Below are 19959 nucleotides of genomic sequence, written 5' to 3'. Positions count from 1 at the left end.
ATGATCACTCGTCTTTCGGCGTAGCGGTGGGACTCGCCACGGCTGCGGGCGCCTGCGGGTCGAGGCAGAACAGCTCGCGCAGCGCGTTGGCGTAGTCGGTGTCGGCCGTCTCGGCGGCCAGCTGCTTGACCCGCACCGTCGGCGCGTGCAGCAGCTTGTCGACCACGCGGCGGACCGTGCGGCCGACCTCCTCGCGGACCCCGGCGTCGAGGTCCGGCAGGCGGTTGTCCAGCCGCAGCAGTTCGGCGTCGACCACCTCGGCCGCCCGGCGCCGCAGCGCCGTCACCGTCGGGGTGACCTCGGCGCTGCGCTGACCGGCGAGGTACTCGCGCACCTCGTCGAGCACGATGCCGGTGGCCTTCGCGGTCTGCCGTTCGGTGGTCGGGGTGCCCGCTTCCCGCATGCGGCGCTGGATGGTTTCGAGGTCGACCACGGTGACGTCGGCCAGCGCGGCGACGTCGTGGTCGACGTCACGCGGGAGGCCGAGGTCGCAGACGACCAGCGGGCGCCCGGCACGGGCCGGGACGTGTGCGGCGGTGAAGACCGCGGCCTGCGCGCCGGTGCAGCAGACGACGACGTCCGCCTCGGCGACCGCGTCCGCGATCCCGCTCATCTGGACGGCCTTCGCGGGCACTCCCTGCTCGACGCTCGCGGCGGCGAGGCGGGCGGCCCTGGCCTCGGTGCGGTTGGCGATGGTGATCTCGCCGATGCCGGACTTGCGCAGCTGGGACGCGGTCAGCGCGCCCATCGAACCGGCACCGATGATCAGCGCGTGCTTGCCCGCGATGTCGCCGGCCGCGGCGAGCGCCTCGGAGACCACCGACGCGCCGAGCTGGTCGAGCCCGGTCTCGGTGTGGACGCGTTTGCCGACGCGCAGCGTCGTCTGGATCAGCTCGTGCAGCGTGCGGCCGACCGTGCCCGCCTCGCGCGCGGTGGCGTAGGAGGAGCGGATCTGGCCGAGGATCTGCGTCTCGCCGACGACCATCGAGTCCAGCCCCGACGTGACCGAGAACAGGTGCTCGATCGCGGCGCCGGCGTAGTGCACGTACAGCGAGTCGTAGAGGTCCGCGGGCTGCATCCCGGCCTGGCGGGCGAGCACGTCGGAAACGTCGTTGAGGCCACCGTGGAAGGTCTCGACGACGGCGTAGACCTCGATGCGGTTGCAGGTCGAGACGAGGATCGCCTCGCTGACGTGCTCGGCCTGCTGCAGCTCGTGGAGCACCTTGGTCACGTCGGTCGCGGGGACCGCGACGCGCTCCAGGGTGTTCAGCTCGGCGCTGCGGTGCGAGAGCCCGACCGCCAACACGCTCATTTCAGCGCACCACCATTCCGTTGCCGTGGCCGTTCACGCTGCCATTCTCGGCGCCCCCGGAGCCAGCGTCTCCTCCGCCGTTGCCGTTAGCGGCCAGATCGGCGCGACGAGCGACGTGGAACGACAGGATCTGCAGCTCGACCGCGAGATCGACCTTGCGAACCTCGATATGTGCCGGAACCTGCAGCACCACCGGGGCGAAATTGAGGATGCACTGCACCCCACCTGCGACGAGCCGGTCGCAGACCGACTGCGCGGCGGTGGGCGGGGTGGCGATGACGCCGATGGAGATCTGCCGTTCGGCGCAGACTTTGGGGATCTCGTCGAGATGGGAGACCGGGAGACCGCCGACCGGGACGCCGACCAGATCCGGGTCGAGGTCGAACAGCGCCTCGACCGGGAAACCGCGGCCGGGGAACCCGCCGTAGTTGGCCAGCGCGTGCCCGAGGTTACCGATCCCGACCACGGCGACCTTGTGCTTGCGGGTCAGGCCGAGGATGCGCTCGATCTGGCTGACCAGCACCTGGACGTCGTAGCCGACGCCGCGGGTGCCGTACGAGCCGAGGTAGGACAGGTCCTTGCGCAGTTTCGCGGAGTTGACGCCCGCGGCCTGCGAGAGCTCTTCGCTGGAGATCGTCGTCGCGCCCTGCTCGGCCAGCCCGGAGAGGACACGGAGGTAGACGGCGAGGCGGGCGACGGCGGCTTCGGGGATCGACTTCGCGCGGACCGCTTCGGGTTCGGCGGTGGCCTCGACGGCCGGCATCTCCGCGGTGGGCGCGTTGTCGGCGTCCGGTGTCACCCGGGTGCGCCGGCCTCGTTGCGACACCACGCTTGTCCGCTCCCTCTGGTCCCTGCTGACGACATGAATCGCCCGAACCTGGAAAACGGCTCTTGACCCGCCGCGCTGAGTCCGGTTCGATGCCGGGCGCTTTCGGAGGCGACGTATCTACGGTAGCCACTTGTGAACGCAGGCACAAAGTCACAGGTAGAGGGGATGACGCACCCCACAGTGCCCGGGCGCGTGGGTCGTGAGCGGTAAGTGTCGTTCTAACGACATTTACCACTCACGACCACGGTGACCGAGGCGTCAGCGCGCGTTGACCGTCACCGTGTGCCAGCCCGTGGCGCCGTCCGGGACCGTTCCCGCGCGCTCCTGCGTCTGCGTGTAGCCGGACTGGTCCGTGGCCCGCACGGCGATCTCGTGCTGACCAGCGGCGACGTCGACCTCGGTCCACCACATCCGCCAGGTGTCCTTCGACGTCTCCGCCGACAGGACGGCCTCCTTCCACGGCCCCTGGTCGACGCGGACCTCGACCTTCGCGACGCCGGTGTGCTGCGCCCACGCGGTCCCGGACACCACGACCTTGCCCGCGTTCACCGCCGAACCCGGCGCGTCGATCCGCGACTGCGTCTTCACCGGCGCTTCCTTGGCCCAGCCGCGGTCGAGCCAGTACGCCTTGCGCTCCGCCCAGGTGGTGATCTCCAGCTCGGTCACCCATTTCGTGGCGGACACGTAGCCGTAGAGCCCGGGGATCACGATCCGCGCCGGGAAACCGTGCTCGATCGGGAGCGGTTCGCCGTCCATGCCGAGGGCGAGCATCGCGCCGCGTCGCGGATCCAGGGCGGCTTCGACCGGGGTTCCGCAGGTCCAGCCGTCGACGCTGGTCGCGAACATCTGCTCGGCGCCGGGTTTCACACCCGCCTCGTTCAGCAGGTCCCGCAGGTCGATGCCGATCCAGCGCGCGTTGGAGATGTACGGGCCGCCGACCTCGTTGGAGACACAGCACAGGGTGACGTCTCGTTCGATCAACGGCCGCGAGCGGAGATCTTCATACCGATAGGTGACTTCGCGCTCGACCATCCCGCGGATCTGCAGGCTCCAGTCCTCGGTGCGGACCTGCGGGACCACCAGCGCCGTGTCGATCCGATAGAAATCCTTCGAAGGAGTGATGTACGGCGGGGTGCCGAGCTTCGCGAAATCCGCGTCGGGTGGGATCGGCGGCGCGGTCCTCGCCGCGACGAGCCTGCCGACGGCGGCTCGCGACTCCTCCGCGTTCTTCCTGGTCCCGACGATCTGGCCGGTCAGCGCGGCGACGCCGGCACCCGCCGCGACGGACGCGCCGGTGATCAGCACCCTGCGCCGGTCCGGTCCTTCGCCTTCACGGTCGTCGAAGAACACCTTCGGGCGGAAGAACGAATGCAGCCGCGTGAACACGATCAGCGCGACGACGGTGGCGATCACCGGCGCCAGCAGCGCGATCTGCCCGAGGTCGGTGCGCACGAAGACCGCGGCGACGCCTGCCGCGCCGAGGACGCCGACGATCACCTGTCCCGGCAACGGCGTACGGCGCGAGAGCTGCCCGGCGAGCAACGCGAACAGCACCAGCACGACGGCAAGGCCGATCTTGAGGACGGGTTTGTCCCAGGTCTCCAGCGTCCGCTCGGCCCAGGCGACGACCGCGTGCGGGCTGTGGTCGATGACGAAGTTCGCGACGGCGACGAACGGCGAGGCCGTGTACCCGACGAACCCCGCGACGAGATGTCCCACGCCGAGGGCCGCCACCAGGGACAGGAGCCCGGTCAGCGCGGCTTGCGGGAAGGTGAGCCTGCGTTCGTCGTCCACGACTCCATCTTCGGAGCGAATCGGCCTTCGGGGTGGCCGATCGCCCCTTACGAGTGTGTTACGCCAAGGCTTTCCGAAGCCTGTCCTCTTCGACACGCCAGTAACCGTGCTCGGCGTCGTCGACGAGGATCACCGGCACGCGGTCGCCGTATTCGGCCCGCCATTCGGGATCGCTGTCGACGTCCTGGGCCGACCAGGCGACGCCCAGCTCGCCGCAGATCCGCTCGATGTCCTGTTCCGCGACCTCGCACAGGTGGCAGCCCGTGCGGGTCATGACGGTCACGTGGTGCGCCATGGCTCCATCCTTACCTGAGGCGCATCCTGCGCAGCTTCCCGGTGGCCGAATGCGGCAGCGACTCCGCGAATTCGACGGTGTGCGGCACCTTGTACCCGGCCAGATGCTCGGCGCAGTGCTCGACGACCTGCTGTTCCGACAGCGAAGCGCCCGGCGCGGGCACGACGACGGCCTTCACCGCCTCACCGGTCCGCTCGTCGACGACGCCGACGACGCCCGCCTCGACGACTTCGTCCAGCATCGAGATCACGTTCTCGACCTCGTGCGGGAAGACGTTGAAACCGTTGACGATGATCAGGTCGTTGGCCCGGTCCACCAGGTGCAGGTCGCCGTCGGTGTCGAGGTAGCCGACGTCGCCGGTGCGGAACCAGCCGTCCTCGTCGGGTCCGTGCGAGCCGTCGGGCCAGTAGCCGGAAAACAGGTTCGCGCCGCGGATCGACACCAGGCCGGTGCCGCCGTCCTCGTCGAAGGCGTCGCCGAGGTCGTCCGGGTCCAGCGGGACGGGATCGGCATCGCCGTCGCTGTCGACGAGCCGGAGCTCGACGCCGGGCAGCGGCCGCCCCACCGAACCGGGCTTCGGGTAGCCGGTGACCAGGGTCGTGGTGACCACGGGTGCGCATTCGGTGAGGCCGTAGCCCTCGTAGACGTCGAGTCCGGTGGCGCCGCGGAGGGCGGTGAGGATCTTGGGGTGCAGCGGCGCCGCACCCGAGGTCATCCGCCGGACGGTGGACAGGCCCCGCCCGAGTTCCTCGGGGTCCATCGCGGCGAATTCGGCGTACATCGCGGGCACGCCGGCGATCGACGTCACCCGGTACTCGGTGCAGTCGGCCAGGGTGCGCTCGGCGAGGAAACGCTCGGACAGGATCGCCGTCGCGCCGACCGCCGTGGTCTGCAGCAGGCCGGGGCCGAGGCCGTAGACGTGGAACAGCGGGATGGTGATGAGCACGCGGTCGCCGTGGACGAGCGGCGCCGGGGTGATCCGGCTCAGCTGGTCGAGGTTCGCCAGCAGCGCCCGGTGCGACAGCATCACGCCGCGCGGCGGGCCGGTCGTGCCGGAGGTGTACGAGATGACCGCTATGTTCTCACCGGCGCCGGACGCGTCGACCGGTTCGGCTGCTCCATCCGAGGTAACAGCCGGTGAGAGGCTTGTCACCCCGTCGGGGAGTTCCTCGGTGGGTTCGCGTTCGAGGACGAGCCGTGCGCCGCTGTGCTCCAGCAGCCCGTTCAGCTCCGCGGCAGGCCCCTGCGGCGAGATCGGGACGACCACCGCGCCCGCCCGGAGCGCCCCGAACAGCGAGACGGCGAACGCGGCCGACGTCGGCAGCCGCAACGCCACCCGGTCGCCGCGCTCGATTCCCGCGTCGAGCAGGGCGCGGGCCAGCGTGTGGGCGGCGTTGTCGAGTTCCGCCCAGGTCAGCGCGACGCCTCCGCCGGTCTCCTGGACGGCCGCCTTGCCCGGCCACTGACGGGCGGCCTCGGAGAGCAAAGTGGGCACACTTGCATCGGCAACCTGCTCCGCGCTCAACTGCGAACCTCTTCCCTGGAGTGAACGGCGTTGCCAGTTTGTCATCCCGGCCACCGTCATGGGGGTCACTCGCTTTCGTCGCAGTTCCGTAACCCCGGCACCGCTACCTACTTCGCGGTAACTACACGTATGCTGCCGTGCGTCGTCGAGTGGTGTTGATCACTCGATGGTGAGAAAGGGAGTCCGGACGTGCAGATCTTGCAGGCCCACGCGGCGGTGGGACATGCGGGCCGGTGCTCCCTGTCCGGAACGGGAGGTGGACCGTGACTCTTCCCGCACCCAATCCCGTCTCGATGCTGGCGGGCCACATCCTCCGCCGGAGCGGTTTCCCGGCGGCGCCTTCGGCCAGGCCCAAGGTCGAAGAAGGCACAGATGCCGCCGAAGCCGCGAAGGCCGAAGCCTGGGAGCTGGTCAGCGCCGCGCAGGACGGCGACACCTCCGCGTTCGGACGGCTCTACGACCGCTATGTAGACGTCGTCTACAGGTACGTCCTGTTCCGCCTCGGCGACCGGGACCTGGCCGAAGACGTCACCAGCGAGACGTTCCTCCGCGCACTGCGCCGCATCACCTCGGTGAGCTACCAAGGGCGTGACGTCGGCGCCTGGTTCGTCACCATCGCGCGCAACATCATCCTCGACCACGTGAAGTCGAGCCGGTTCCGCCTCGAAGTCGTCACCGACGAGGTCGCCGAGCCCAACGGGGCGCCGATCGGGAACGTCGGCGTGCAGGCCGTCGCGGGCCCGGAACAGCAGGCCATCAGCCGTGCCACCCGCGCCGAACTGCTGCGGTGCGTCGCCGAACTCGGCGAGGATCAGCGCGAGTGCATCGTGCTGCGGTTCATGCAGGGGCTTTCGGTCGCCGAGACCGCCGCGATCATGAAGCGCAACGAGGGCGCCATCAAGGCCCTTCAGCACCGCGCGGTACGCCGTTTGGCACAACTTCTGCCCACAGGACTGCGTTAAGGTTCCATATTTGTCCCTCACCGGGCCTTGCCGTAACCCTTGGGCGTCCCCGCTCGTTTTCTCAGCCAGACCGGTGTCAGGACCGGGCTGAGCAGATGGAGACTTCGCCGTGGGCGTGCCGGGATGGTTCGCGCGGGAGCGGGCGGACGGTGACCGCTTCGCCGACCTTGTCGACGGCACCGAATCCCCGGACGACGACGAGTTCGCGCACGAACTCGCGCTCGTCGGCGGCTTGCGCGAACTCGGCGCCGGCGGCGCCCCCGACGCGGAGACCCGGCAGCGGATCCGCGACGAGATCGCCGGACGTCTCGCCGAAGCCGAAGCCGAAGCCGCGCCGAAGCGACGTGGTCACGCCGTCGCCAATCTCGCCGCGGCCGCCGTCGCGCTCGTGCTGGCGCTCGGCGGGATCACCCTGTTGCTGTCCAAGGACGCGTTGCCGGGCGATCCGCTCTACGGCATCAAACGAGCGGGTGAATCGGCCTCGCTCGGGCTCACCTTCGACGAGCAGGACAAGGCGAAGAAGCATCTGGAGTTCGCCGCCAACCGCGTCGGCGAACTGGACGAGCTGACCCGCCAGGGCGCGCCCACCGCCGCGTATTTCACCGGACTCGCCGATTTCGAGACCGATCTCCGCGCCGGCGTCTCGCAGCTGACGGCGCTCGTCACCGACCAGGGCGGCCAGTCCCGGCTGGCCGAGCTCCGCTCGTGGGCACGGCAGCAATCCGACCGGCTCGGCCTCCAGATCGACCTCGCCCCCACCGAGGCGCGCGACAAGTTCTCCGCGGCCCGCGCCCTGCTCGACAAGGTCCAGGAACGCACGACGGATCTCGGCTCGCGCCTGGTCTGCTACACGATCACCACGGGCTCTTCCGACGAGCTGGGCGCGGTCCCGGCCGCCGGTGACTGCGTCCGCAATCCCGACTCCCCCGACGCGGTCCTTCCGCCGGTGACGTCTTCCCCGCCGTCGTCCGCTCCGTCCGTGACGCCGACACCGACCTCGGTGCCGCCTTCGTCCGGTGTGGACACCGCGGCCCCGACCGGACCGCTCGCCCCGCCGTCGGGAGGCACGCCACCGCCCGTCGTGGCCACGCCCGGCCCGACGACGAGGACGTTGCCGCCGACGACCACCACGCCACCGCCGCCGCTGGTTTCGATTCCGCCGCTCATTCCGGGGTTACCGCCGATAATCATCGGCTGACTCGGTGTCACGTGAGGCAGGCGCCACACCCGGGACAGCGTGGTCGGCCGCTCGCTACGCTGTGCACAGGCACCTGGGATTCCGGAGGCGGTGTGCGTGTCAGTTTGGCGGGGCAGGGATAAGAGTCAAGAGCTCGAACGGCTGGCCGAGCTCGCGGGCGAGGCGTCGGCCGAGGCCGCCATGGCGACCGCGTCCGCCGAAGCCCTCGAACCGCCCGCGCCGCCCGCTCCGCCGGACCTGACGGCGGCCGCGTTCTTCGACGTCGACAACACCATGATGATGGGCGCGTCGATCTTCTACTTCGCCCGCGGGCTCGCGGCGCGCAAGTTCTTCACGTCCGCCGATCTGGCCGGATTCGTCTGGCAGCAGGTGAAATTCCGGCTCGGCGGCCGGGAGAACAAGGAGGACATCAAAACCCACCGCGAGCGCGCACTGTCCTTTGTGGCCGGTCGCACCGTGCAGGAACTGACCGACATCAGCGAAGAGATCTACGACGAGCTGATGGCGGACAAGATCTGGTCCGGCACGAGGGCGCTCGCGCAGATGCACCTCGACGCCGGACAACGGGTCTGGCTGGTCACCGCGACCCCGATCGAACTCGCGGCCATCATCTCGCGGCGCCTCGGCCTCACCGGCGCGCTGGGCACCGTCGCGGAGACCAAGGACGGCGTCTACACCGGCCGTCTCGTCGGCGACCTGCTGCACGGCCGCGCGAAAGCCCACGCGGTGCGCGCGCTGGCTTCACGCGAAGGGCTGAACCTCAAGCGCTGCACGGCGTATTCGGACTCGCAGAACGACGTCCCGATGCTGTCGGTCGTCGGGACCGCGGTCGCGGTGAACCCCGACGGCGGACTTCGCGACGTCGCGCGGGCACGTGGCTGGGAGATCCGCGACTTCCGGACCGGGCGGAAGGCCGCGAAGATCGGCGTGCCCTCGGTGCTGGGCGTCGGTGCCGTGGCCGGTGCCGTCGCCGCGGGCATGGCCTACCGCAAGCGCTGACCGCATTTAGTCCTCTGAATGCGGTCCTTGCGCGTGCAACTACCGCATCCAGAGGACTAAACGCGTGTGGGTGGGCTAGCCCTTGAAGACGCTCTTCCGCTGCGAGAGGCGTTTGTACAGCGACTGCTGGATCGACTCCCGCACCTGGTCGGTCAGCGTGAACACCAGCATCGGGTCGTCCACGGCGTCCGCGTCGTAGGTGTCCGTGCGGATGGGCTCGCCGAACTCGATGCTCCACTTCGTCGGCAGCGGGATCGCGCCGAGCGGGCCGAGCAGCGGGAAGAGCGGCGTCACCGGGAAGTACGGCAGGCCGAGCACCCGCGCGAGCAGCTTGATGTCCCCGATCTTCGGGTAGATCTCCTCCGCGCCGATGACGGACACGGGGATGATCGGCGCCCCGGTCCGCAGCGCGGCGGAGACGAAACCGCCACGGCCGAACCGCTGCAGCTTGTACCGCGACGAGAACGGCTTCCCGATCCCCTTGAACCCTTCCGGCCAGACGCCGACGAGTTCTCCCTTGCGCAGCAGGCGTTCCGCGTCGGCGTTGCAGGCGAGCGTCTGCCCGGACTTACGGGCGAAGGAGCCGATCAGCGGCAGCTGGAACACCAGATCCGCGCCGAGGCCGCGCAGATGCCTGCCGCCGGGGACGTGGTCGTGCACGGCCACGGCGGTCATCAACGCGTCGAGCGGCACCGTGCCGGAGTGGTTCGACACCAGCAGCGCGCCGCCGTCGGCGGGCAGGTTCTCGACGCCCAAGGTGTCGACGCGGAACCACTTCTCGTACAGCGCGCGCAGCGGCGGCAACAGCAGCGTCTCGGTGAGCTCGGCGTCGAAGCCGAACTCGTCGACGGTGTAGTCACCGGTCAGCCGGTCACGCACGAACGCCAACGCCGTCCTGAGCGAGTCCGGGAGGAGGTCCGCGTCGGCGGGCCTCGTCCGGGCGGGCGAGACCCGCGCCGCCCCGGGGAACTCGACGACGGGCGCGTCGGCCCGGCGTTCCGAGTCCAGATGTTCTTGAGCTTCTTCCGACTCGCGAAGATCCCGTTCCGCCTGAGCGGCCGGGTCCGGCTTCTCTCGGCCGGGGCCGTGCAACGGGATGACCTGCGCTTCAGCGCCGCTCACGTTTTCCGCCTCGCCTTCGTGAGAGTTCTCGTGTGGCCTGCTCATCGGTGGGCCGCCTGTCCGGTCGCCGCGGCCACCAGCACCTTGCCCGCGAATCCGGCGAGCTTGCCGCCGTCCACCACGGGCCGGAGCCCGCGGCCGGTGATGTAGTCGTCGAACGCTTCCCGCGTCGTCCACCGCGGGGTGTAGCCGAAGTCCTTCTTGAGCTTCGTGATGTCCACGACGCGGCCGAAGTTCAGCAGCCGGACCTGGTCGGCGGAGAAGTCGACCACCCGCGCTCCGCGCAGCACCTTGCCGACCGACGGCACGACGCCGCTGGGCATCGGCAGCTCGACCCGCCCGGCTCGCCGGATCGCCTGGGAGAGGGTGAGCACCCCCTCCGAGCCGACGTTGAACACGCCGGGTTTGTCGTTCAGCGTCGCCTGTTCGAAGACGGTCAGCGCGTCCGAGGCGTGGAGCAACTGGATGCGCGCGTCGTAGCCGAAGACGGTCGGGACGACAGGCAGCGCGAAGTAGCGCGAGAGCACCGTGTCGATCTCCGGGCTGATGATGTTGGCGAACCGGAGCAGTGTCGTCGTGATGTCGGGACGGCGGCGCATGAGCCCGCGGACGTACCCCTCCATCTCGACGGCGTCCTTCGCGTAGCCGCTGGCCGAGGTGGGGATGAGCTCCGAATCCTCGGTGAAGACGGCCTGCGAACGCGCGCCGGCGCCGTAGACGGCGGCCGTCGACTTCACCACGAGCTTGCGCACGAGCGGCGAGCGCTGGCAGGCCGCCAGCAGCCGCATCGTGCCGATGACGTTGACCTCTTTGATCGCCGTCCGGCGAGCCGGGCCCGCCGGATGCGCGGTGCACGAGGCGTGCACCACGGTGTCGACCTTGGCCGTGCTGATCACCTTGGCGATCAGCGGATTGCGGATGTCGGCGCGGACGTACTCGGCGTGCCCCATGCGCTGCAGTACCGACTTCTGCGGGGGCGTGGTGTCCACGCCGATCACCCGCTCGAACCCCGGATTGTTGCCGAGTCTGGCGAGCAGTTTCCCGCCAAGGTCTCCCCCGACCCCGGTCACGAGCACGATGTTCGACGGCATAGGACTCCCTGCGGCTTTTGGGCGGTTCTCGGACTTTCGATCACGGGGTCCTGATGACCTTGAGCGCTGGTCCATCGACCGTGTGTGCGCGAACCTGCACTCATGGGAAGCATCGCGCGGCTGCCCTTGAGATGTTACCGCTCATTAGGGGTAGTCGAGTCAGCGCTTACATGCTATTAACCCGCTGCTCGCAGAGGGGATCCACGTCTCACTCGAATGGGCGGAAACCGCCCACGAAATGGGAATGGCCCGTCCAGAAACTGGACGGGCCACTCACCGGCTGTGTCTTACTTGCCGGCCTTCCTACGCTGAACGCGCGTCCGGCGCAGCAACTTGCGGTGCTTCTTCTTCGACATGCGCTTACGGCGCTTCTTGATCACAGAGCCCATCGTGAGCGCTCCTTCCTTCGTCGTCGGTCACGCTGCCCGGCGCAGCGTCCAACGGGTGGAGCGCACAGGCACGAGCGGTCTTCCAGGGTACTCGCGCCCCGGAAGACGCCCTCGGGCGGGCACGTTGTGCTCCGTGGACCGAGCCTCAGCCCACGTCGAAGTACGCGCCCTGCAGATACTCGTGTACGGCCTTTTCGGGCACTCTGAACGACTTCCCGACGCGCACCGCGGGCAGCTCGCCCGAGTGAACGAGGCGGTAGACGGTCATCTTGGAGACCCGCATCAGCGTGGCCACCTCGGCGACCGTCAGGAACTGGACCTGGCCGACTGAGGGCAGATCATCCTTCTTGTTCGGCGGCATGATTCACCGTGTCCTTCGACACGTGTCGCGCCACGAGGCTTCCCCACCTGTGGTATCGACACGCACGTGCTCTCCTGAGAGTAGCGGGACACGTGTGGCTAAAGCGACGCGAGTCACCGGGATGGGCCCGTCCGACTACGCATTTCGTCCTCTGGATGCGGTGGTTCGACGTCGAACCACCGCATCCAGAGGACTAAACGCGGGGTTCGTGGGCGCGGCCCAGCTCGGTCGAGCGGTCCTTCGCGGCCTCGATGGCGGCCAGCAGCGCCGCGCGGACGCCGTGCTTCTCCAGCTCGCGGATGGCATTGATGGTGGTCCCGGCGGGCGAGGTGACGGCTTCACGCAACAGCACCGGGTGCTCGTCGGACTCGGCGAGCATCTTCGCCGCCCCGACCGCCGACTGGATGATCAGCTGCCCGGCGAGCGCCCGCGGCAGGCCGAGCAGGATCCCGGCGTCGATCATGGCCTCGACCAGGTAGAAGAAGTACGCGGGCCCGGAGCCGGACAACGCCGTGACGGCGTCCTGCTGCGACTCGGGCACCTCGACGACCTGCCCGACGTGTGAGAGCAGGTCCTTCACCACCGCGATGTGCTCGGCGGTCGCGTGCGCGCCCGCGGAGACCGCGCTCATCGCCTCTCCGACGAGCATCGGGGTGTTCGGCATGACCCGCACCACCGGGACGCCGTCGGCCAGCCTGCGCTCGTACAGGGCGGTCGGCAGGCCCGCGCACAGCGAGACCACCAGCGACTCCTCGCCGAGCAGCGGCGCGAGTTCGTCCAGCACCGGCTCGATGTCCTGCGGTTTGACCGCGACGACCAGCACGTCGGCCCTGCGGGCGGCGTCGGCGACGCCGACCCCGTGCACGCCGTAGCGCTCGGTCAGCTCGGCCGCGCGCGCCGGATACCGCTCGGTGAACAGGAGGTCGTCCGGGCTGTGCCCGCCCTGCAGCAGGCCCGAGAGCAGGGCCTCCCCGATCTTCCCGGCACCCAGAACCGCGATCACGCTCATGCCGTTCAGCGTGCCAAACGGCCGTCAGGCTCCAGGCGCCGGGGCAAGCGCCAGCTGCCGCGCCTGGCAGACCAGCCTGCCCTGCGAGTCGACCACGAGGGCGTCCGAGTCGAACCAGGCTTCGTGCACCGATTGGCTCTGGACGATCACCCGCAGCCAGCCCGGCGCCGGCCGGGTGCGCAGCAACGCGGTCAGCTGCACGGTGGGCGCCCAGCCGACCCGGCCGAGGTTGTAGACCACCGGCGGGTTCACGTCGCTCGCGAGCAGGGCGAAGTACGGGTCCGCGAGACCGTGCCGCGGCCGGACCCACAGCCGCATCCTCGGCGGATCGCCGATCCGGCCGTGCAGGTAGCCGACACTCGCCGGGTCGAGCCGGACTTCGCAGCCCTTCGCGAGGTTGAAGAGGCCTTCGGAGGTCTCGCCGGTCACGGGCACCGCGCCGGGCGGCGGCTCCGCGGCCATGGCCGGGACGTCGGTCCACTCCGGCCGCCGCATCGGCAGCCGTCCGGTGGTCACCCTGGCCTCGACGCAGCTGCGGCCCCGCTGCTCCAGCAGGACCCCGACGACCGAGGCGCGCCTGCCGACCTTCCGGACGTCCATGCGCAGCAGCACCGGTCCCACCGCGGGCGGATGCAGAAACTCCGCGCTGATCGCGAGCGGCTCGGACGGCGGCTCTCCGCGTTCGTGGAGGAACGACAGGGCGGCCCGTGCCATCAGGGCCATCAGGAAGCCGCCGTGGGGGTGTCCACCGATCGACCATTCGGTACGGAGTACCGCCGTGAACGTGCCGTCACCCAGTGATCTCGTCGCGCATGCCTCGTCGAAGGAGGTGCTCGTTTCGTCGGTCGCGCTCACCGAGCACTGACCCAGGCCACGAGCCGATCCATCGGGGTGCGGGAGATCAACAAGCGCAGCTGGTTCACGGTCGGAACTTTACGTGTACCAGCGCCTCGGGCGCAGGGAGGAATGAATCTCCGCACCTGGAGACGATCTTTGTCACTGACCTAGGTGCAGCCTCGCGAACAAGAGTGACTCCGCGAGGTCCCGCGACCGCTGCGCCGCGCTCGGCGACCGCCGGGTGTTGATCTCCAGCACGACCTGTCCGGAGAAATCGCTGCTCACGAGCTTTTCCAGCAGTTCGGCGCAGGGTTCGATACCGCGTCCGGGCACCAGGTGCTCGTCCTTCGGGAGCCCCGTGCCGTCCGCCAGATGGACGTGCGCGAGCCCGGGACCCATCCGATCGGCGAGCGCGAGGGCGTCCATCCCGGCTGCCGCTGTATGGGACAGGTCGAGCGTGTAGTGGCGAAACCCTACGTCCGTAGGGTCGATCGACGGCCGGAACGCCGACACCCGCGACGTCCGCGAGCCACCGGGCGGGCGGACCTTGAACATGTTCTCGACCGCGATCTCGATACCGCTGGCTTCTTCGAGCTCGTCGACGAGGTCTCCGAACGCGTCGCCGTAGCGGCGCTGCCACCGGAACGGCGGATGCACCACGACCGTGCGCGCGCCCAGTTCCTGCGCGGCTTCCACCGACATCCGCAGGCGCACCACGGGATCCGGCGACCACACGCGCTGGGTGATCAGCAACGAGGGCGAGTGGATCGACAGCACCGGCACCCCGGTGCGCCGCGACCACCGGCGCAACGCGGAGACGTCCTGGCTGACCGGGTCGGCCCAGACCATCACCTCGACCCCGTCGTAGCCGAGGTCGGCGGCCAGCTCGAACGCCACTCCCGCCCGCAACGGCCAGACGGACGCCGTCGAGAGGCCTACCGGAACCTGCTGAACCATTCCGGCATTCTTCCCGAGGCCGCTAACGGGCGACCAGCAGGAGTGCGGCCGGTGAGACCGTCACCACCAGTCCGACCAGCACCGCGAGCACCAGGGTCTGCAGATCCTCCGCCTTGCGGATCTTCCGGACGATCCACACCAGCGCGACGATCACCAGCAACGCGGCGACCAGCGCGGCGGCGGGAAGGTTCACCCACAGCCAGTTGAAGCCCAGCCACACCGCGGCACCACCGACGACGCCGAGGGCGAGCTGACCGGCCAGCGCCAGCCACTGCTTCCCCGGCGAGACCTTTTCGGCGGGCGCCGCGGGCTCGTCGACGACCTCCTCGGCCTGGTCGTCGTCGTAGTCGTCCTCGTACTCGTCGGCGCGGTAGCCGTAGTCGTCACGCTCGAAGTCCGGGCCGCCGTCCGGATACGCCGGGTCGGCGAACTCGCGCTCGTACTCGTCGAGGTTGTCCTGACGGTCACGGTCGTCGAGGGAATGCGGCGGCACGAACGGCATCGGCGCGGGGTGGGGCGGGTGGGAAGAACCCATGGTGGGCGGGCCTGCGTCGAACGGGTCCGGTTCGGGCTCGGGGTCCGGCTCGACGGGCGCGACCGGGGGCGGCACCGGCGGGATGCCGCCGATCTCGGTGTCCTCGGACTGCACCTTCTGCCTGCGTTTGCGCCATCCGGCGAGCCCCGCGGGCGGCGCCGCCGGTTCCACGGGGGCCTCGGGTTCGGGCACGGCCTCTTCGCCGACCGCGGCGAACTGCTCGGTGCTCGGCTCGGCCTTCGGCTGCGGCGGGCGGGCCGCCGGACGACGGCGCCGCGCCGGCTGGGCGGGCGGCGTCGCGAACGCGCCGCTGGCCATCGGGCCGGGCGGATCCTGGACGTCTTCGGCCGGGGCGTCGAGGCCACCGTCGAGTCTCGCCGAAAGCCCCGACGACGGGGGCCCGGCGGGCGGTTCGGGACGGCGGCGGACCGGCGGCACCGCGCCGCGGGTCTCCTCCGGACCGGGCGGACGCGGACGGCCGCGCGGGGGCAGCCCCTCGGAATCCGGCGGACGCTGCTGGTAGCCGGACTGCTCCTGCGGCGGTGTCGGCCGCACGAACTGACCCGACTGCTGCGGCGGACGCTGCTGGTAACCGCTCTGCTCCTGCGGCGGCGGTGTCGGCCGCACGAATTGCCCGGATTGCTGCGGCGGACGCTGCTGATAGCCGCTCTGCTCCTGCGGCGGGCGCACCGGCGGCGTCTGCCGGGTCGGGGTCGACGCGACGTTCGGCGGCACCGGCAGCGGCGCGGAATCCTGCTGCGGCTGCGGGAGCGGACGCGCTCCGGAGTCTTGCGGGCGCGCGCGGCGCGGGGGACGGTTGGCGGGCGGCGGGGTGTCACCCGACACGCGGTCGATGATCGCCTGCGGCGCGGTGTCGCTCACCGACGGCGCGCGCCGTCCGCGAGTGGGCTCGGGAGCCTCGTCCTCGTCGTCGGCCGCGCGGCGTCGCCTGCGGCGCCCGCCTTCGGGCTGGGCTCCGTGCTGCGCCAGCAGCTCCGCCACGGTCTTCTGTGGCTGGCCGCTCTCTGTCTCGTCCGTCATACCGTGCTGTCCAATGCGCGCTCCAGCCGTTGTGAACCGGCACGCGACGGGGCATCGGCGGCGTCGCGCGCGCTATCCACCGTCATCCGCATTTCCGTCACCTCTTCACCGTGCCCGTTCTCCGTCGACTAAGTCCAGTCGGGCGCTGCCGCCCACAGTCTCGTCCGCACCGTTCGAATGGTCCAGCCGTCGAAGGATGACACCTTCTCGCAGCGCCCACGGACAGATCTCCAGTTCTTCCAGGGAAAGCGCCCGCATGGTGGCTTGTGCGACGAGCGCGCCGGCCACCAGCTGATGCGACCTGCTCGCGCTGACCCCCTCGAGTTGGGCCAGGTCCTGGGCGGTCATCCGGGAGATGAACGCGATGAGCTGGCGCAACGCGGTGTCGGTCAGGGTACGGCGCACATGCGGCCCGCTGGCCGACGGCGCCGCTCCGGTCAGCCGGGCGAGTGACCGGAACGTCTTCGAGGTCGCCACGACACGATCGGGTTCACCCAATTTGGCGACCTTCTTCGCGAGCGGGGCGAGTTGTTCTTCGAGCCACACCGAAGTCGCGATGAGCTCCGAACGGGACGGCGGGTCGTGCTGGAACCGCGTCCGCGTGGTCCGGCCCGCGCCCAGGGGCAGCGATTCGGCCAGGTCCGGTTCCTCGTCGCGGCCCATCGCGATCTCGAGCGAGCCGCCGCCGATGTCGAGCACGAGCAGTTTGCCCGCCGACCAGCCGAACCAGCGGCGGACGGCGAGGAAGGTGAGCCGGGACTCGTCGATCCCGGAGAGCACCTTCAGTTCGACGCCGGTCTGCTCCTGGACCTTCGCCAGCACCTTCGGGGCGTTCTTGGCTTCACGGACCGCAGAGGTGGCGAACGCCATGACCTCTTCGCAGCCCAGCCTGGCCGCGGCCGCCTTCGCCGACTCGACAGCGCGTACGAGGCTGTCCGCGCCCGCGCGGCTCAGGTCGCCGTTGCGGGTGATCTGCTCGGCGAGGCGGAGGACGGCCTTTTCGGAATGCATCGGGGTCGGGTGGGCGCCACGGTGGGCGTCGACCACGAGCAGGTGGACGGTGTTGGAACCGACGTCGAGTACCCCTAGGCGCACGAGCGTCTACGGTACCCGCCCCCACGTCAGGTCACGAAACCGTAACCGTGATCTGTATCGCACGGCCGCGCGTGAAGGCCTCCGTGCCTGGTCGACCCATCGGCGGAGGCAGTCGTGATCTCGCAGCGCTCGGTCCCGAGTACATGAAGGCTTGACTTGGTCGGATGATGTCCACAAAGGACGCCAACCCACAGACAAATGTCCGTTTGATACCTATTCGCACGGTTTTCGATTAGGGTCGTGAGTGTTTTTGGTCGTTAGAACGACCAAAAAACACTCACGACCCCTTCGCAAAATGCCTGAATCGGGCACTTCACCTCGAAGGTGTCCTCTGGCGACTTTGCCGGCCCCCTTCCTCGCGCTAGACGCAAGGAAAGGGGCCTTCACCGCCTCTTATGCCGGGAAAGTCCCCTTCAGCTCACGTCTCGAACTTGTAGCCCAGACCGCGCACGGTGACCAGGTGCCGGGGCGAGCCCGGGTCCGGCTCGATCTTCGACCGCAGCCGCTTCACGTGGACGTCGAGCGTCTTGGTGTCGCCGACGTAGTCCGCGCCCCACACCCGGTCGATCAGCTGCCCGCGGGTGAGCACGCGGCCCACGTTGCGCAGCAGGTACTCGAGCAGGTCGAACTCCTTGAGCGGCAAGGAGACCTCCTGGCCGTCGACGGTCACCACGTGCCGCTCGACGTCCATCCGCACCGGCCCGGCGGTCAGCACGAGCGGGGCGAGGTCGCCTTCGGAGCCCGGCTCGCCGCCGCGGCGCAGCACCGCCCGCACCCGCGCGATGAGCTCACGGGCCGAGTACGGCTTGGTGACGTAGTCGTCGGCGCCGAGTTCCAGCCCGACGACCTTGTCGATCTCGCTGTCACGCGCGGTCACCATGATCACCGGTACCGCGGAACGCTGCCTGAGCTGCTTGCAGACGTCGGTGCCGCTCATACCGGGGAGCATGAGATCGAGCAGGACGATGTCGGCGCCGTTGCGGTCGAACTCCTCGAGCGCCTGCTGCCCCGTCACGGCGACGGCGGCGGTGAAGCCCTCCTTGCGGAGCAAGAACGCGAGCGGGTCGGCGAACGACTCTTCGTCCTCGACGATGAGAACCCTCGTCACAGGTTTCCTCCATGGTCGGGGCTTTCTTGCCCTGTTGCCACGAGACGGGGTGTCCGCTCGGGGGTCTTCTCCGGCCGGGACGCCGGCGGAGCCTGTTTCACGGGCGCGGCCGGTTCGGCGGGGATGTGCGCGGGGATCCGCAGGGTGAAGGTCGACCCGGTGCCGGGACGGCTCCACAGGCCGACCGAACCGCCGTGGTTGGCGGCCACGTGTTTGACGATCGCCAGCCCCAGCCCGGTGCCGCCGGTCGCCCGCGACCGCGCCTTGTCCGCGCGATAGAAGCGCTCGAAGACGCGCTGCTGCTCGTCCTCGGCGATCCCGATGCCGCGGTCGGTCACCGCGATCTCGACCTTGCCGTCGACCAGCCGTCTGCTGATCGACACCGGGCTGCCCGCCGGCGAGTACGCGACGGCGTTCTCCAGCAGGTTCGACAGCGCGGTGACCATCAGCGTCCGGTCGCCCTCGATGAGCAGGCCGCTGGCCGCGTCGGTGGTGATGGTGATTTCGGCGGATTCCGCCGAAAGCGTCGTCCGGCCGAGCGCCTCGCGGACCACGGCGTCGACCTCGACGACGTTGAGGTCGGGCAGCCGCTCGGCGCCCTGCAGCCGCGACAGCGCGATCAGCTCGGTGACGAGCTGGCCGAGCCGGGTCGACTCGCGGAGGATCTTGCCGCCGAAGCGGCGGACCTCCTCGGTGTCCTCCGCGGCGTCGAGGACGGCCTCGGTGAGCAGCGCGATCGCGCCCACCGGCGTCTTCAGCTCGTGGCTCACGTTCGCGACGAAGTCACGCCGGACGGCTTCGAGCCGGATCGCCTCGGAGTGGTCGACGGCCTCGACCACAGTGAACCCGTCGCCGAGCGGGCGGACCTCGCCGAGGACGGCCTCGGGCTGACGGCCCCTCGCCTCCAGCGGGGAAAGGTCGATCTCCATCGGCTCGTCGGTCTCGACCACCTGCTCGGCGGCCTTGCGGGCCCGCGGATCGGCCTGGTTGACCTTCACCAGGCCGAGTTCGTAGGCACGCGGGTTGTGCAGGACCATGTCGCCGAACTTGTTGAGGACGACGACGCCGTTGTTGCTGGACCGCACGAGGCGTTCGAGCAGTTCGGCCACGGTGGGACCGGTCGGTCGCCGCTCCTCGCGGCGGGCGCGGCCCCTCGCGATCAGGAAGCCGAAAACCACACCGACGATCAGTCCGCCGACGGCCAGGGCGAGTGCAACAGGCGTGGTCACAGGGGAATCGTAAGCGCGTGGGTAGTCTTTTGGCCTAGTCCCGGCCGCGTACTCGTGATGCCTATGACACCTGGGGACACCCTGTTCGCCTGCAGGTCAGCCGCCGTTCACGTGGCCGATCCCTCGCCGAGATCTCCTGGGTGAGGCGGGTCACCCGAACCGGGGACATGGTCGCCACGTGATGCCCGGATCCCGACTTTCGTCGTGATCGTTCACCGGGAATAGCGACGTTCCCGTCACGGCTCCCGGGGATTGTTGGAAGACTGTCGCC

Annotated in this window: 19 protein-coding genes; 3 read left to right on the top strand and 16 right to left on the bottom strand. The window is 69.8% G+C overall.

Annotation, left to right across the window (positions count from 1 at the left end; genetic code table 11):
* Positions 1-4: 4 nt before the first annotated feature.
* From DMC64_RS03365 to DMC64_RS03345, 5 genes are all read right to left on the bottom strand, one after another.
* Positions 5-1312: a glutamyl-tRNA reductase gene (locus DMC64_RS03365; RefSeq protein ID WP_037332986.1), complete on the bottom strand. Its 1308-nt coding sequence runs from the start codon at positions 1310-1312 to the stop codon at positions 5-7.
* 1 nt (position 1313) lies between these two features.
* Positions 1314-2141: a redox-sensing transcriptional repressor Rex gene (locus tag DMC64_RS03360; protein WP_037332988.1), complete on the bottom strand. Its 828-nt coding sequence runs from the start codon at positions 2139-2141 to the stop codon at positions 1314-1316.
* A 258-nt stretch (positions 2142-2399) separates the two neighbouring features.
* On the bottom strand, positions 2400-3935 hold the full coding sequence (locus DMC64_RS03355) for a molybdopterin-dependent oxidoreductase (RefSeq protein WP_125731983.1): 1536 nt from the start codon (positions 3933-3935) through the stop codon (positions 2400-2402).
* 58 nt (positions 3936-3993) lie between these two features.
* Positions 3994-4230 (bottom strand): glutaredoxin family protein, encoded by a 237-nt coding sequence (locus tag DMC64_RS03350; RefSeq protein WP_038520134.1) that lies wholly within the window; start codon positions 4228-4230, stop codon positions 3994-3996.
* A 10-nt stretch (positions 4231-4240) separates the two neighbouring features.
* On the bottom strand, positions 4241-5725 hold the full coding sequence (locus tag DMC64_RS03345; RefSeq protein WP_233629547.1) for an AMP-binding protein: 1485 nt from the start codon (positions 5723-5725) through the stop codon (positions 4241-4243).
* A gap of 293 nt (positions 5726-6018) precedes the next feature.
* Between DMC64_RS03345 and DMC64_RS03340 the strand changes: the two genes are divergently transcribed.
* The 3 genes from DMC64_RS03340 to DMC64_RS03330 all read left to right on the top strand — a co-directional run bounded on the left by DMC64_RS03340 (position 6019) and on the right by DMC64_RS03330 (position 8914).
* The gene (locus DMC64_RS03340) at positions 6019-6717 is read left to right on the top strand and encodes a sigma-70 family RNA polymerase sigma factor (protein WP_073846225.1); all 699 of its coding nucleotides are present in this window, start codon (positions 6019-6021) and stop codon (positions 6715-6717) included.
* Between the two features lie 109 nt (positions 6718-6826).
* On the top strand, positions 6827-7915 hold the full coding sequence (locus DMC64_RS03335; protein ID WP_125731979.1) for a DUF5667 domain-containing protein: 1089 nt from the start codon (positions 6827-6829) through the stop codon (positions 7913-7915).
* 96 nt (positions 7916-8011) lie between these two features.
* Complete coding sequence (locus tag DMC64_RS03330; protein WP_016330921.1) at positions 8012-8914, top strand: HAD family phosphatase; 903 nt, start codon at positions 8012-8014, stop codon at positions 8912-8914.
* A gap of 75 nt (positions 8915-8989) precedes the next feature.
* Here DMC64_RS03330 and DMC64_RS03325 read toward each other — a convergent pair whose 3' ends face one another.
* From DMC64_RS03325 to DMC64_RS03275, 11 genes are all read right to left on the bottom strand, one after another.
* Complete coding sequence (locus DMC64_RS03325; protein WP_125731977.1) at positions 8990-10081, bottom strand: lysophospholipid acyltransferase family protein; 1092 nt, start codon at positions 10079-10081, stop codon at positions 8990-8992.
* On the bottom strand, positions 10078-11127 hold the full coding sequence (locus DMC64_RS03320; RefSeq protein WP_037333001.1) for an NAD-dependent epimerase/dehydratase family protein: 1050 nt from the start codon (positions 11125-11127) through the stop codon (positions 10078-10080). Before DMC64_RS03320 ends, DMC64_RS03325 begins: the two co-directional genes overlap by 4 nt.
* Before the next feature lie 287 nt (positions 11128-11414).
* A complete protein-coding gene (locus DMC64_RS03315) occupies positions 11415-11516 on the bottom strand; it encodes a 30S ribosomal protein bS22 (RefSeq protein WP_007030867.1) in 102 nt (33 codons plus the stop codon).
* Between the two features lie 145 nt (positions 11517-11661).
* The gene (locus tag DMC64_RS03310; protein ID WP_016330918.1) at positions 11662-11877 is read right to left on the bottom strand and encodes a helix-turn-helix domain-containing protein; all 216 of its coding nucleotides are present in this window, start codon (positions 11875-11877) and stop codon (positions 11662-11664) included.
* 193 nt (positions 11878-12070) lie between these two features.
* Positions 12071-12886 (bottom strand): pyrroline-5-carboxylate reductase, encoded by an 816-nt coding sequence (proC, locus tag DMC64_RS03305; protein WP_125731975.1) that lies wholly within the window; start codon positions 12884-12886, stop codon positions 12071-12073.
* A gap of 24 nt (positions 12887-12910) precedes the next feature.
* Entirely contained in the window at positions 12911-13741 is an 831-nt protein-coding gene (locus DMC64_RS03300; protein WP_016330916.1) for a thioesterase family protein, read from the bottom strand.
* 141 nt (positions 13742-13882) lie between these two features.
* Positions 13883-14680 (bottom strand): sugar phosphate isomerase/epimerase, encoded by a 798-nt coding sequence (locus tag DMC64_RS03295; protein WP_037333006.1) that lies wholly within the window; start codon positions 14678-14680, stop codon positions 13883-13885.
* A 22-nt stretch (positions 14681-14702) separates the two neighbouring features.
* Positions 14703-16256, bottom strand: a complete 1554-nt coding sequence (locus tag DMC64_RS03290; RefSeq protein ID WP_125731973.1) for a hypothetical protein — start codon at positions 16254-16256, stop codon at positions 14703-14705.
* Between the two features lie 105 nt (positions 16257-16361).
* Positions 16362-17351, bottom strand: coding sequence for a Ppx/GppA phosphatase family protein (locus DMC64_RS03285; protein WP_037333010.1), 990 nt, complete (start codon positions 17349-17351; stop codon positions 16362-16364).
* A 418-nt stretch (positions 17352-17769) separates the two neighbouring features.
* Positions 17770-18459 carry a response regulator transcription factor gene (locus DMC64_RS03280; protein ID WP_005167072.1) on the bottom strand — a complete coding sequence of 230 codons (690 nt, stop codon included), beginning with the start codon at positions 18457-18459 and terminating at the stop codon, positions 17770-17772.
* Positions 18456-19688, bottom strand: a complete 1233-nt coding sequence (locus tag DMC64_RS03275) for a cell wall metabolism sensor histidine kinase WalK (protein ID WP_037333013.1) — start codon at positions 19686-19688, stop codon at positions 18456-18458. Before DMC64_RS03275 ends, DMC64_RS03280 begins: the two co-directional genes overlap by 4 nt.
* Positions 19689-19959 lie beyond the last annotated feature (271 nt).

This window comes from Amycolatopsis sp. WAC 04197 (assembly GCF_003947475.1).
Taxonomy (GTDB): Bacteria; Actinomycetota; Actinomycetes; order Mycobacteriales; family Pseudonocardiaceae; genus Amycolatopsis; species Amycolatopsis japonica.
Note: the sequence above shows the minus strand (reverse complement) of the source record. Positions and strands in the feature narration are given on the sequence as shown.

Excerpts from the sequence above, each read along its gene's own strand:
- DMC64_RS03310 (WP_016330918.1), bottom strand. The coding sequence starts at position 11,877 with ATGCCGCCGAACAAGAAGGATGATCTGCCCTCAGTCGGCCAGGTCCAG.
- DMC64_RS03325 (WP_125731977.1), bottom strand. The coding sequence starts at position 10,081 with ATGAGCAGGCCACACGAGAACTCTCACGAAGGCGAGGCGGAAAACGTG.
- DMC64_RS03315 (WP_007030867.1), bottom strand. The coding sequence starts at position 11,516 with ATGGGCTCTGTGATCAAGAAGCGCCGTAAGCGCATGTCGAAGAAGAAG.
- DMC64_RS03290 (WP_125731973.1), bottom strand. The coding sequence starts at position 16,256 with ATGACGGACGAGACAGAGAGCGGCCAGCCACAGAAGACCGTGGCGGAG.
- DMC64_RS03295 (WP_037333006.1), bottom strand. The coding sequence starts at position 14,680 with ATGGTTCAGCAGGTTCCGGTAGGCCTCTCGACGGCGTCCGTCTGGCCG.
- DMC64_RS03320 (WP_037333001.1), bottom strand. The coding sequence starts at position 11,127 with ATGCCGTCGAACATCGTGCTCGTGACCGGGGTCGGGGGAGACCTTGGC.
- DMC64_RS03350 (WP_038520134.1), bottom strand. The coding sequence starts at position 4,230 with ATGGCGCACCACGTGACCGTCATGACCCGCACGGGCTGCCACCTGTGC.
- DMC64_RS03365 (WP_037332986.1), bottom strand. The coding sequence starts at position 1,312 with ATGAGCGTGTTGGCGGTCGGGCTCTCGCACCGCAGCGCCGAGCTGAAC.
- proC (WP_125731975.1), bottom strand. The coding sequence starts at position 12,886 with ATGAGCGTGATCGCGGTTCTGGGTGCCGGGAAGATCGGGGAGGCCCTG.